The following is a 13242-nucleotide window of genomic DNA, read 5'->3' on the forward strand; positions in this document are numbered from 1 at the left end:
AAAAAATCGCGTCGCTGTTGACATATGCCACCCACCGTTGAGCTTCTGTGTACAGATGTCCTGGAACAGGCTGCATTCAAGTTGGTCGAAGCAAAGATCGACTGGACTTCCAATGTCCAAAGCTCAGGCTGGGGACGGGACCGCGACTTCGAAACCGCTAAATGGAAAGCTATCAATGAGGCGGTAGAGCGGCTCTGTTACACACGCCTGCCTAGGTCCATTTACTCTTCTGCCACAGAGTTGGAACGCTATGTTGAACCCGCAATGTTCGTTCGCTATTTACCACGACAGTATGCGATGCCGGATTTCAAGTTCGCACCATTTGATGCTTTAGAGCCTAGGCACTGGGTCTGTGCCAAGCGCGTTCGAAGCGATGCAACAAATCATATCCTCGCCGACTTTGTTTGCAGTCCTCGGGCCTTCGATGCCACCTACCGGCGCCGCTTGACAACGAATGCGTCAACTTCGGGATGCGCCAGTTCTGGCTCTATCGACGTGGCGATCATGCATGCAACGCTGGAGCTCATTGAGCGCGATGCTTTCATGCGCCATTGGTTTTCGCAAACCTCGGGTTACCATATTTCAATCCCCACGCTCCCGCAGCAATTCAGAAGCCGCATCAATAGATTGCACGAAGCCGGATGCCGGGCAGGAGTGCAATGGCTCTACATGGGCACGCATCCCACATGGCTCGCATGGGCCCAGCATCCAACCTTGTTCTTCACAAGCATCGGCAGCGCATCGGGACTCAACGGAGAGTTGGCGCTTGAAACGGCGCTAAACGAGCTAGAAACCATGGCGCTCGTCCGTCTTGAAGGTGTTCCTGAACAATCTATCCAGCCCAGTGAAGTGCGGGGTCCGGCGGATCACGCGGCCATCTATTCGACAAAAAACTACTTTCAGAAAGCCGATGCGCTCTGGTATGGCGAGGCTCCACAACGCTCATTTTCGGATGCCGCAGCTGCGTTTGAAACCAATTCAGACGCCCTTTATCAACGACTCGAATCCGCGGGCCATCAACTCTATTGGGTGGATCTGACGATTCCCGAGACCCGAGGGATACTGGATGGCAGAACCATCTATACAGTGAGAGTTCTTAGCACTCATCTAATCCCTATGGCTTTTGGATATGGTCGCCTGCCGCTGGGCATGGATACCTGGTTTCGAGTCAACACTCCCGAAATTCATCCTTTTGCATAATTCATGTCATAGGTCATATCTGCCATGGACAAGTACTGGCGCTTTGAAACCGCAGCGGTTCATGCTGGCTATGAACCTAGCGAGTCGCAGACATCTGTCGCACCTCCAATCTATCAAACTGCAGCCTTCGCGTTCAATGATGCGCAACATGCCGTCGATTTGTTTGACGGCAGGGAGAGCGGTCCCATCTACAGTCGGATAGCCAATCCGACGGTGCAGATGCTCGAGGCACGCGTTGCGACGCTTGAACAAGGTGTCGGAGCTACAGCCGTGGCGTCTGGGCAGGCAGCCCTTGCTTGCGCCTTTCTGACATTGACCGAAGCCGGGAGCAATATTGTTTCAGCGTCGTCCTTGTATGGCACAACTTACAACTTGCTGGGGCATCTTCTTCCGCAATATGGCATCAAAGCACGCTTTGCGGACTCGAACGATCTGAACCAATTTCAAGCATTGGTTGATGGTGATACCCGCGCAGTTTTTTGCGAGACAATTGCCAATCCGGCAGGAGACGTCGCAGACATTGAAGCGCTGGCGAATCTCGCACATGAGCGCGGCGTCCCGCTCATCGTCGACAACACTGTAGCAACCCCCTATTTGTGCCAGCCACTCAGTCATGGAGCAGACATTGTTGTCCACTCCCTGACTAAATACATGGGAGGACACGGCGCAGCACTTGGCGGCGCCGTTGTGGATGGTGGCAAATTCCCATGGGACGACCATCCACGTAAATTTTCCCGACTGACGGCACCAGATGACAGCCATCACCAGACGTCATTTACACAGACCTACGGCCATCGTGCATACATCGCACGCTGCGCTTCTGTCCCTCTGAGGAACCTAGGTGCGGTTATGGCGCCAGCAACAGCGATATCCATCATGCAAGGGATTGAGACGCTTGCCTTGCGAATGGAACGAATCTGTTTCAACGCGACATTGATTGCCGGTTTTCTTCAGCAACATCCGTGTGCAGAATGGGTTCGCTACGCCGGCCTGCCCAACTATCACAACGCCGAACTCGTCAAGAAGTACCTGAACGGCCAAGGTTCAGGCGTCCTCAGTTTTGGCATCAAGGGCGGAGCGTCGGCGGGGGCCAAATTCCAGGACGCATTGCGATTGATTAGACGATCAGTCAATCTAGGTGATTGCAAAACACTGGCCTGCCATCCCGCCTCCACCACGCATCGTCAGCTATCGGACGAAGGCTTGGCCAAAAGCGGCGTTACGGACGACCTAATACGTCTATCAATTGGAATCGAGCATGTTGATGATCTGCTGTCAGACCTTGACCAAGCATTGGCGGGCAGTCAACGCTGATATCAGCGTCAATCTACCTTGCTTTAAGCACTACGCAGAAATCGCTGGTTTGTCGCCAAATAGTTGATTGTGAAGAAGAACTCATCCGCCTCTCGATAGCGGGTAATTTTCTCCAAGCCAATGGGCGTAATGCGATGCAAATCGAAACCTGCTTCAGAGAAAAGATAGAAAAAGTCCTGAAAGTAGGTTCGGCTGTCAATATTGGTTCCGCCAAACTCGAACTGCAATACCTTTGTCGCACTTAGTGCATCGCCAAAAGCACTGAGAGCACACAGTTCATGCCCTTCGATATCCATCTTCAGAATATCAATGGTGCATCGATCCAAGACCTGGATCCAGTATTCGTCGAAGCGCACTGTACGCACTTGCTCTTCAACGTCAAAAGGCATTCCATAGTGATCGAGTTTTCGCTTGTGCAGGCTACCAAGCCCCGATCCGGGTTTGTCAGAATAAAATGATGTGAATCCATTCGTATCGGAAATGGCGCAAGGATTGATAACGATGGTTTTGTCATTTCCATGCCGCGCCTTGAGCTTCGCGATATTCGCGGTTGACGGCTCGAAAATGTGAATCGGCAGATGAGGAAACAACCTTTTCAACTCGCGCGTATAGGTTCCACTGTGTCCCCCCATGTCAACGGCCAGCACGGGTTTTTGTTCCAGCAGGCTCGCAACCAGGGCCACTTCATGTTTGACGGTCCCAGAGCCATATCCTTTTCCCTGCCCATATGCCGCTTTTTTTTCGATGAAGCGCAAAGCATTAAAAATCCACTGAGGAGCATTCATATTTATTTTTTGGCTCAGTCAATTGAAGGCAATAGCCGGAGCCCCTGCGCCAGATCTGCCAGCAAATCTTCAGGATCCTCCAAGCCGACGCTGATGCGCACCAATTCGCCCTCAAGCGGCTCCGCACTGACAACTGATCGACCGTAAGAAAGAGCCAGACTCACAGGGCCACCCCAGCCAAATCCGATTTTGAACAACTTCAGCCCATCGACAAACCGATCGACATCCGTTGAACTAAAACGCTCCTGAAAAACGAGGCTGAAAATGCCGGCGGCGGCGACACAGTCGCGCTGCCAGAAAGTGTGCCCCGGGCACGCCGTCAATGACGGGTGGAGCACGCGCAACACATCGCCGTACCTGGATAACTCTGAAACAAGAAATCTGGCGGCAGCATCCTGGGCACGGTATCGCACGCAAAGGGTGTCCAACCCCCTCAAGATAGATGCAGCATCCCGCGCGGAAACACCCAACCCCATTCGCATGGCGCAGAGTTTGAGAGCTTCGTAGAGCCCTTTGTCGTTACACGTGATGGCCCCCATGACCGTGTCACCACTTCCATTCGCATACTTGCTCAGGGACTGCACCGCAATGTCAACACCCAGTTCAAACGGCCGATAAGCTATGCCAGCCCCCCAGGTGCTGTCAAGCGCCGTCAACACACCTCGCGCCTGTGCAGACGCCGCGATCTCGACAATATCGGGGAACTCAAATGTCGTCGAGCATGGCGCCTCGATCCATACCAATTTGGTGGTGTCTGAAAACTCGAGAGTCTCCAAGTCCGTCGGGTCATAGAGCCGAACATGAATGCCCCATGCAGCGAGTTCATGCGTAATGAAAACTCGGTTGGCCGCATAGACATTGAGCGGCACCAGCAACTCATCTCCAGGCTTCAGGAAGGTCATGTAAACGAGCGCAATCGCGCTCAGCCCGCTCGGAGAAAGCAGGCAATGCAGGCCGCCTTCAAGGCGTGCGATCCTGGCTTCAAGCTCAAATGTGGTGGGCGTCCCGTGGGATCCATAGATGAACCCGTCCTTGCGCGTCCAATCTCGCGCCCTATACGCAGCCATATTCGGGAACACCACCGTGGCGGCATCGAATGTTCCCGGTTGAATGCTCTCGAACCCCTGAACAGGCCATCGCTCACCATGCAGCAAGGCCGTAGGTTGCGCCAGCGTCACGACACGCCCTCGATACGCTCTTCTGCAAGCGGCAACACTTGCCACCAACAGGCCAACGCTATCCGCGTTCCGGCAAGCACAGGCAGCACCTCATGGCGAAACCATGGATTTGCAGGGAATATCACCATGGCCCCCGCCTTGGGCGCTATGTCAAGCGGGAGCTTGGACTCCCGATTCACCAGCGAATTGAATCGAAACGTTCCTCCCGCAAACTCGTGCGGGCGTTCGGCCGTTGAAGCTTGGGAAGTCAGCCACAGAATGCCGGCGATCTGCCGTTCCGGCTTAACCACATGCCATTGCGGCATGCCACTATCCTTGGCAGGAACCAGGGCACTGTCGTCTGCATGATCCCCGATGTGATCCCCCTTTTGATAAACCAGGCATTGACGCTCGACAAGTTTCAATGAATGCCTTCGGGGATTCAACCCCAACGCGGACAGATCTTCTTGAACCCGGGTATGCATGGCCTCGAAAGCCAGGGAGAGCCCCGCCAGTTCAGGCGGCAGATTTTTAGAACTACGGAACTGCTGATTGACGTTCCACTGTGCGCCCGCAGCATAACGTGTGCGAGAGGCCCAACTCTGCCCGGTTTCGTGCGCTTGTGTAATCACCGCAGCCAATACATGACACTCCGCTTCATTCAGCACAGAATAGGTCTGGACCTGAGGCGACAAGCAGAGAGGTGATTTCCCAGCCTCCTCCGAGCACGGAGGAAACCGCGGCTCAATGAATTCATACTGCATGACGGCGACCGTTCTATGCCACGAGGCCCGACTCAACCGACGAATACGTCACCTCCTGGGGAAGCAACTCTTCCTCAAGGTAGGTGGTGACCAACAAAACAGCATGCTCAGCCCCTCTATTGAAATAGGCATGAGGCAAGACATTGCTGAACTCAAAAAGTTCGCCTCTTTTGAGTGGTGCTTTGTACCCGCACAGCATGAAGCGGTCTTCGACATTGAACTGAAGCGGCAGAATCGTTCGATGCGACGCTTGCACTTCCATGAGGCCGCGCTGGATGCCCTCGGACGACAGATCGGCCCGCGCACCCCGCAAGAAAACCGGCCCGTCAACGTGAAACCCAAGGGTGCCTCCCGCACGAATGACGTAGAACCCCATCTTGGTCGTGACACCGGGACCATAGTTGCCCGCGTGCATGTCGGACCAATGCTGTACAGCCGCACACAGTGCAGGATCCTCGAAAGCCGGAGCGGGAATCGGAACGGCATCGAACTCGAAAGCGGCATCTAGCTTCTTGTTTGAAAGCCCCAATGCCCCCTCTTCCATCAAAATATGGAACGCGATGTCTCTGTGGTCCTCGTCGAGACTCACACCCGGGTTTTTCCAGAATGCATGGCTGGCCAGCAATCGCTGCCAATGATCATCGTCAACCGCAGCGAGCGGACTGTAAAGACGTTTGGAGAGGTACATTGCAAACCATGGGCCAGCCCCGGGAGCGGCATCTGGTTTTGCCTTTGCTCAACGCTCCCCAGTCTGTACCCTCCTCGGGTTAGTAGGTACCGCTCGAAAGAGCATTGCGCACGAGTTCGGCACGCGCCTTGAGCCGATCGGAGGGCATGCCCTTGGGTTGTGCGGGCGCAAAATTAACCACCCACGCATTGCGAGCGGCTGCCGACATGGGCGGCGCCTTGACAGATTGCTGCAATTCGGTAGCAGCGGTTTGAACCTTGGTTTTCATCAAGTGACTCCAGAAATTTCAGTGAAATTAGAGGCTACCCCAACCCTTCGAACAACAAACGGGGCAATCAGGCTGAAGGAGCCCCAGAAACGCCATATGGAATCCGAAGACCCACACGCAATATATCCGAGGATGTTTATACCTGTTTAGCCGATCCGGCCCCAATTTTGCCTTACCGATATGCGTTTTCTTGCGCATGCGGCACAGTGGTCAAGAGGCGCAAGAGCGGGGGCATTTCGCCACAGGAAAGCGTAGCGGCTGTCACAAATACTCATCTCCGTAAGTCCTTCGATCTGATTTTTTGGTCCCACGGACCTGTCAGGCCCTTGACAGACGAACGATGTGTGAGAGCTTGGTTAGGTAACTACCAAGGAGTCATGTTCATGCGAATGAAACGAATCAAAGCCATTGCGAGCGTTCTGCGCGGTCTTTCGGATCTGTCCAACACCCTGCGCCTGTTTCGTAAGCGGCTGGCGATCCCCTCTTGCTCCTTGGCCATCGGCATAGGAGTCTCGTGCCGATGTCAACTTCTGCATGAGTCGCCATGAGCACGACCTCCCTTTCCCCGGACCTGACAGCACGCCCCTACTTCCGGCACGATCAGCAGTTCAAGGATCGTGTCATCGCAAGCTACAGGCAGTCGCGCCAGACGATCTCTGCCATCGCGCGCTCACACGGCATCCGACCCGATCTGCTGCAACGCTGGATCAGCGATGCGGGCGTGCGCGATGACCATGGGACAGATGATGCTCAAACGACCACCTGCGGCGCAAGTGTCCAGGAACACCACGGCGCCACGATGTTCCTACCCATCTCCATCGAGCCAGGTACCAGCCAGACAGCGCCAAGCATCTGCATTGAGCTGAGCATTGCAGGCACTCAGGTAACCGTGCACTGGCCGGCCAGCGAGGCATCCTCCTGCGCGGCCTGGCTGCGCGAGGTACTGCTGTGATTCGCATCGATGCCGTATGGCTGGCAGTGCAGCCCATCGACATCCGGGCAGGAGTGGACAGCCTGCTTGCGCGCGTGGTCCAGGTCTTTGGCGCCGCCCACGCACACCACGGCTATCTCTTCGCCAACGTGCGGGCCAACCGCATCAAGCTGGTGGTGCACGACGGCTTCGGCGTATGGTGCGCCACGCGGCGCCTGCACCTGGGCGGCTTCGTGTGGCCGCACCAAGGTGCGGCGGGCGCCTCTTGCATCACGCTCACGCGCGAACAGTTCGACGCCTTGGTGCTGGGGCTGCCTTGGCAACGCCTGGAGCAGCTCAAGACCATCACGCGGATGTGAGCCGCAGGCAAGGCAATCCGAGAATGTCCGATGGCGTTGTAGTGGTCGGCATTCCACAATCAAGACATGCTCGATCTGCACACACTCAAGGCCCAGGACCTGCGTGCCCTGGACCCTGCTGCGATGGCCCGGCTCGCCGAGCAGATGCTTGCGCACATGGCCGAGCAAACGAGGCAGATCGACGCACGCGACCAGCAGATCGCCCAGCAGGCGCAGGCGCTCAAGTTCAAGGACGCCAGGATCGAGCGCATCACATTCGAGCTGGCGCGGCTGAAGGCCTGGAGGTTCGGCGCCAGGACCGAGGCCATGAACGCCGAGCAGCGCCAGTTGTTCGAGGAGACGCTGGCCGAGGATCAAGCCAGCCTGGAGGCCCAGTTGCAAGCGCTGCAGGGCAAAGGTGACCAAGCATCGGCACCGCCAGCCGACGGACAGGCCCCGCACAAGCCGCGTCGCCAGGCGCTGCCCGAACACCTGCGCCGTGTCGAGCATCGCCACGAACCCGAAAGCACCTTGTGCCCATCCCTCGGCTGCGGCCAGCCCATGACGCGCATCGGCGAGGACATCTCGGAGCGGCTGGACATCGTGCCGGCGGAGTTCTTCGTGCACCGCCACATTCGCGGCAAGTGGGTTTGCAAGTGCTGCCTGCGCAAGGGCGAAGGCACCCTCGTGCAGGAGAGCGTGGCACCCCAGATCATCGACAAGGGCCAGCCCACGGCCGGGCTGCTCGCGCACACGCTGGTCAGCCGCTTCGTGGACCACCTGCCGTACTACCGGCAAGAGCAGATCAACGCCCGCTCGGGCGTGCACACGCCGCGCTCCACGCTGGCGGCCTGGTCGAGGGCAGCCGCTGCCAGCCTGATGCCGCTGTACGAGGCGCACCGCGCCTTCGTGCTGGGCGCTGCGGTGCTGCACGCTGACGAGACACCGGTGCGGATGCTCGATCCTGGTGCGGGCAAGACCGTCAAGGCCTATGTGTGGGCGTACGCCCGGGGCGAGCATGACGCAATACCGGGTGTCATCTACGACTTCTGCCGAGGTCGGGGCTCCAGATACCCCGCCGACTTCCTGGCCCAATGGAGGGGCACGCTCAGTTGCGACGATTACGCAGGCTACGACGCCTTGCTCAAACGCCAGGGCTGCATCGAGGCGGGGTGCCTGGCGCATGCGCGACGCAAGTTCGATGAACTGGCCAAGGCCCACACCAGCCCCGTGGCCGAGCAAGCCCTGCAGCGCATCGCGTGGCTGTACCGCGTCGAGGCCCAGGCGCGTGGGATGATGGGTACCGAACGGCTGGCGCATCGGCAGCGGTATGCCCGGCCGCTGTGGGACGAATTGCACGCCTGGCTGTGCTTGGAGCGCGCACGCGTGCCCGATGGCAGCGGCATCGCTGCGGCGCTGGACTACAGCCTCAGACGCTGGCAGGCATTGGGGCAATTCCTGCACGACGGCGCGGTGAGCATCGACAACAACCATATCGAGAACCTCATGCGCCCCTGGGCGATGGGCAGGAAGGCATGGCTGTTCGCCGGCAGTGAACTGGCCGGCCAGCGTGCGGCCATGGTCATGAGTCTGGTGCACTCGGCCAAGTTGCATGGGCACGATCCATGGGCTTACCTCAAGGATGTGCTCGAGCGGCTGCTCTCGCACCCCAACCACCGCATCGACGAGCTGTTACCGCACCGCTGGATGCCTGCCGCCTGAGGACTCCTGCGCTCAGTCTTGCCTGCGTCAAGAGGGGATCGCCAGCCGCTTACCCTGTTTCTCGCATTGTGGGAACACTGGCGCTCATATGTCTTGATCTAGGCGGAAGAAGCCACTGATGCGGTTGCCGGGCTACTGCACCAGCTAGCGATGCGTTGTACCTGGGGTTTTGGAAGAATCCAGTATCAAATCAGCCAACAGTCCAGGTGCAGTGGTCATTTTTTGCTATCAAAAGCGTAGCAAATGATTCAAGATACTGGCAGCTCGAAGGTGAGGCGGCCGGCTCTCACGCCTTGGCGCGGGCAAACTGCCCCATTCGCTCCAAGTCGCGTCTGCCGACTCAAGGATTCAGCCTCTGCGCCATCTTCGTCGCGCAAGCGCGAAACGCGATGGCGTATTCAGCGTAGCCTTAGACTTAGACAGGGACTACTTTGAGGTGGTCAGGCGCGAGGATCATTACTACGTTCGCTATGACGCGGGCGCACATCAGCCAAATTGGCGAGAGGATGAAATCACAGCAGAAGATGCGCAGAGGATTTCTTCAGATCGTGGAGGCACATACGACGTAATCATTGAGTTGCAAAGACGCCTCGGTTTGGATGCGCACATATCGAACTGGACGCCACCGGTTTAAGAGACTCGATAAATAAGCAAGGGCCGCAAAGGCGGCCCTTGCTTATTGCGGCTGAAGCCCACGCCTTGGCTTCGCGCAACGCGGTATAGGGTTACTGTTTCTCCGGGAATCGGCATCTGCTGTCCATGCACAGCCATCAGGGCATAGGCATCGCCTCGGCGGCGGCCATAGCGCGGGTTGAGACCAAGCTCCGGGCTGACATCAAAGCCTTTGCGAGTGGGCACGCCCCTCGCAACCAGCTTACTTCTCCGCACGCTCCCACATCGACTGCGGCGTATCGCGCCATGCCCGCCACCCCAAAGGCAAATCAGCCAGCTCAGCTACCGAAGAGTCCATCTTTGTCACGCTGCGCAAACTGACAAGCATTGGGGCGCCCTCGTCACTAGATGAAGTTGCTCGGAACTGCCAAGCGCCGTCATCTGCGTCGTGGTAAACGTATGCGATCCAATTGCCGCCTTCCACGATGCTGCGGTCAATGAAGACCGCAACGTTCGGTGGATCCGCAAAACTCCAATCATCCATGAAAGTACCTCAGCGATTCGATTTCCAGCGATTCTGAACCCGCGACAGAACTTCAGCATTCGTATAGCTGTTTGATCCTGGCGAAACAGTCGGATCGGCCGGTCGACGCGGCACTACATGGTCAATCTGGGCCGCATTCAAAGGAGGTGTGACACCAGATTGATTCCTCACCGGCAGGACAAGCACTTCACCATTCAGGTCGGAGCGCAACACACCACCGTTTACTCGAATGTTCTCCGCGTAAATGTTGATCTTCTGCGTTTGGGTGAACTCCTTACCAAGCCCAACGCTCGGAGAATCAACGAAACTATAGCTTACCGGACCACCCCACTCCGGCCGAGCTACTAGTGATCCGCGCCCCAGCACAGCAGGGGCAAAAGATCCGATAAGACCAGATTGTGCAACACCGATTCCGTTGACAATGTTATCAGGCGCATCCAGCAAGCGTGCACCAGCTGCCCAGCCAGTCAATGGACCACCCACAGCTAAACCAATATCCGTCTGAAATCGCAATTGCTCCACAGTAGGAGTTGGATTCATTCGTTGATTCAGCGCGGCCCGAGCTTCCCCCGAGGATTCAAAGGTTACGTGACGCCATACCGAACCATAGTCACCAGCAGACCAGGCACGACCAATTTCGTTAATACGGTCGTATGCGCCTGCAAGAACTTTTCGATCGTTTATTTCCTGAAAGCTCGGCCCACTACTGCCACGCGTGAAGGGAGAACCACCTCCCGCGTCGGCCAGCATGATGCTTGGCCCAAAACTCACAGGCTTTGGCGCAAGCTCAACCAGACGCTGCTCAATGGCAGCTTGCTCGGTTGCGCTGCGTGAGATCGCACGATCAACACCGTTCCACCATTCAGCAACGCCTGAGCCTGAGGGCTCACCGAGCCGCGCTGTACCGCCACTGTTCAATCCATACAGCGCAGTGGACCTATCGCGTTGGTCCTGCGCGGCCTGCTGCTGGGCTATGAAATCGCCGAGGCGGTCCTCTTTCGTGCCCAGCCTGCCGGCGTTATCCACGAAGGCACCTTCCAGCCCATTGCCAAACACCCCCTCCAAAGCCGACACCCCTCTCTGCGTCGTCTGCCCCCGCAGGTTGTCAGCCACCGTGTTGCCCACCGCATTGGCGATGATGCCCGGCAGCGCCTGCGCCACGCTGCCGCCGTGCACCGCTGCGTAGGCCAGCCCCCCGCCCAGGTTGCCCACCAACCTCTTGGCCTGCTCGCCCATCACGTCCTTGGACAGGTACTCGCCCATGTAGCCCTGGGCCGCCGAGGCCATCACGCCCTTCCAGTCAAAGCGCTGCTGCAGCCCCGTGGCCACTGCCAGGCCCTGGGTGATCGCGCTGCCCGCCGCCATGCGCAGCGCGGGCGAGTTGGCCAGGATGCCCGCGCCCTGCAGCCCACCGGCCACCCCGCCGCCCAGCGCGCCCAGCGCCACGCCTTTCCAGTCAAAGGATTTCTGCACGCCCAGCGCCATGCCCGTGAGTTGGCTGGCCACCGAGGCCGCAATGCCGGTGACGGCTCCCGCCGCAGCGGTGACGAAGGCCCCGGGCGCCGCCAGGGCGCTGGCGTAGGCTGAGCCATAGGCCGTCGCAACGGCCGCCTCACTGCCACCGATGGCTGCAGCCGAAGCGGCCGCCTCCGCTGCGGCCGCCTCGGCCCCGATTTCCGCAAAGTACTCGGAGATGTCTGGGCCCCCATTGATCACCACCACGATGGCCACCACGATCATGATGATTTCGCCCAGGCCTCCGCAGTCGTCGTCGTCTCCGGCCGGCGGCGGGTTGGGGATGGTGGGGCTGGTGTCGCCGATGGCCTTGCCCGCGTCGTAGGGCCTGAAGGTCTGGCTGGTGTTGTGGATGTTGGTGACTTTGTTGGGGATCGCCAGCACGGTGTTGGCCGTCAGCGCCACCCCGGGCTGGGTGCCCTGCAGGCCGTTGGCGTCGGCGATCAGGTACCACAGGCTGGCGTCTCCCCACACCGAGCGTGCAATCGACTGCAGGCTCTCTCCTTCGCGCACCGTGTAGCTGGAGGCGCTGGAGCTGGGGTAGGTGGCGTTGATGGGCTGGTAGTTCTGGTCAAAGTCCGCGCTGGCCACCGGCGTGAAGTTCTTGTATTTGGAGTCCGGGTCGCTGGGCGCGTCCAGCGGCCGCGCCAGTTGCTGGGCGTAGTCTTCGCGCTCCACCCCGTCGTTGCCGACGTTGCCGATGCGCCGCCCGTCAAAGTAGTAGTAGCTTTGCGTGCGGTTCTTGGAGGCGCCGATCACGGTGCGGCTGGCCTGATCGAAGGTGCCTCCCATGAGTTCGTCTCGCTGCAGGATGTGGCCTTGCGCGTCGGTGTAGTAGCTGAAGCTGCGCCGCCCCGTGGGGTCGTAGGCGGTCTTCAGGTTGCCGTTGACGTCGTAGCCAAAGCGCGTGAAGCCCGGCGCCCATGGGCCGTTGACCTGGCCGTTGCTGGCCTGCACGTCGATGCCCGCCTGTTTGGCGTCGTCAAACCACAGGTAGCCATAGGAGGTGGTGATGGTGGTGGCGCTGCTGTCGGCCGAGTAGGTGACCGAGCCGCTGAGTGTGCCGTCGTTCAGGTAGCTGTAGCGGGTGCCGCTGTTTTTCAGGTCGTTGTGGTCGTCCAGCAGCTTGTTGTCTTTGTCCCAGGTGCGGCTCGAGCTGGAGCGGCCGGTTCCGTCCGCGTTCCATTCCTGGTACTGGATCACCCGGCCAGCCAGGTCGTTGGTGCGCACCGTGCGCTGGCCGGTGGACAGGGTCGTGGTGGTCAGCAGCCCGTTGGCGTCGTAGTCGTAGTTTGCCAAACGCAACTGGCCCGTAGCTGCGAGCGCATTTTTACCTTAAGTCTGAGGAATTGTTAATCCTGGCTCCCCATAGAGCGACGCACTGGCGCAGCGAACGGTAAATCC

The 13242-nt window shown here is 58.6% G+C and carries 12 protein-coding genes; 5 read left to right on the plus strand and 7 right to left on the minus strand.

The window, feature by feature from the left end; translation table 11 throughout:
• The first annotated feature begins 24 nt into the window (after positions 1 to 24).
• Together MMF98_RS14875 and MMF98_RS14880 are read left to right on the plus strand one after the other, a co-directional pair.
• Complete coding sequence (locus MMF98_RS14875; RefSeq protein ID WP_243307156.1) at positions 25 to 1200, plus strand: YcaO-like family protein; 1176 nt, start codon at positions 25 to 27, stop codon at positions 1198 to 1200.
• A 24-nt stretch (positions 1201 to 1224) separates the two neighbouring features.
• Positions 1225 to 2514, plus strand: a complete 1290-nt coding sequence (locus MMF98_RS14880; RefSeq protein WP_243307157.1) for an O-acetylhomoserine aminocarboxypropyltransferase/cysteine synthase family protein — start codon at positions 1225 to 1227, stop codon at positions 2512 to 2514.
• 23 nt (positions 2515 to 2537) lie between these two features.
• On the opposite strand, the gene MMF98_RS14885 is transcribed toward MMF98_RS14880, so the two are convergent.
• The 5 genes from MMF98_RS14885 to MMF98_RS14905 form a co-directional block, all read right to left on the minus strand.
• The gene (locus MMF98_RS14885) at positions 2538 to 3299 is read right to left on the minus strand and encodes an FkbM family methyltransferase (RefSeq protein ID WP_243307158.1); all 762 of its coding nucleotides are present in this window, start codon (positions 3297 to 3299) and stop codon (positions 2538 to 2540) included.
• Positions 3300 to 3313: 14 nt separating this feature from the next.
• Entirely contained in the window at positions 3314 to 4477 is a 1164-nt protein-coding gene (locus MMF98_RS14890; protein WP_341481305.1) for a PLP-dependent transferase, read from the minus strand.
• Positions 4474 to 5220 (minus strand): 2OG-Fe(II) oxygenase, encoded by a 747-nt coding sequence (locus MMF98_RS14895; RefSeq protein WP_243307159.1) that lies wholly within the window; start codon positions 5218 to 5220, stop codon positions 4474 to 4476. Before MMF98_RS14895 ends, MMF98_RS14890 begins: the two co-directional genes overlap by 4 nt.
• A gap of 13 nt (positions 5221 to 5233) precedes the next feature.
• Complete coding sequence (locus MMF98_RS14900; RefSeq protein ID WP_243307160.1) at positions 5234 to 5908, minus strand: hypothetical protein; 675 nt, start codon at positions 5906 to 5908, stop codon at positions 5234 to 5236.
• Positions 5909 to 5987: 79 nt separating this feature from the next.
• Positions 5988 to 6176 carry a hypothetical protein gene (locus tag MMF98_RS14905; protein ID WP_243307161.1) on the minus strand — a complete coding sequence of 63 codons (189 nt, stop codon included), beginning with the start codon at positions 6174 to 6176 and terminating at the stop codon, positions 5988 to 5990.
• Between the two features lie 544 nt (positions 6177 to 6720).
• Between MMF98_RS14905 and MMF98_RS14910 the strand changes: the two genes are divergently transcribed.
• The 3 genes from MMF98_RS14910 (at position 6721) to tnpC (ending at position 9167) form a co-directional block, all read left to right on the plus strand.
• Positions 6721 to 7128: a transposase gene (locus MMF98_RS14910; RefSeq protein WP_243307162.1), complete on the plus strand. Its 408-nt coding sequence runs from the start codon at positions 6721 to 6723 to the stop codon at positions 7126 to 7128.
• Entirely contained in the window at positions 7125 to 7466 is a 342-nt protein-coding gene (gene tnpB / locus MMF98_RS14915) for an IS66 family insertion sequence element accessory protein TnpB (RefSeq protein ID WP_243307163.1), read from the plus strand. The genes MMF98_RS14910 and tnpB overlap by 4 nt, the downstream gene beginning before the upstream one ends.
• A gap of 66 nt (positions 7467 to 7532) precedes the next feature.
• Positions 7533 to 9167, plus strand: coding sequence for an IS66 family transposase (tnpC, locus tag MMF98_RS14920; RefSeq protein ID WP_423837603.1), 1635 nt, complete (start codon positions 7533 to 7535; stop codon positions 9165 to 9167).
• An 874-nt stretch (positions 9168 to 10041) separates the two neighbouring features.
• On the opposite strand, the gene MMF98_RS14925 is transcribed toward tnpC, so the two are convergent.
• Both MMF98_RS14925 and MMF98_RS14930 read right to left on the minus strand, forming a co-directional pair.
• Positions 10042 to 10323 carry a hypothetical protein gene (locus MMF98_RS14925; RefSeq protein ID WP_243307164.1) on the minus strand — a complete coding sequence of 94 codons (282 nt, stop codon included), beginning with the start codon at positions 10321 to 10323 and terminating at the stop codon, positions 10042 to 10044.
• Between the two features lie 9 nt (positions 10324 to 10332).
• Entirely contained in the window at positions 10333 to 13137 is a 2805-nt protein-coding gene (locus tag MMF98_RS14930) for a LysM peptidoglycan-binding domain-containing protein (protein ID WP_243307165.1), read from the minus strand.
• Between the last annotated feature and the right edge of the window lie 105 nt (positions 13138 to 13242).

Origin of the sequence: Variovorax terrae (assembly GCF_022809125.1) — a bacterium.
GTDB lineage: Bacteria > Pseudomonadota > Gammaproteobacteria > Burkholderiales > Burkholderiaceae_C > Variovorax_A > Variovorax_A terrae.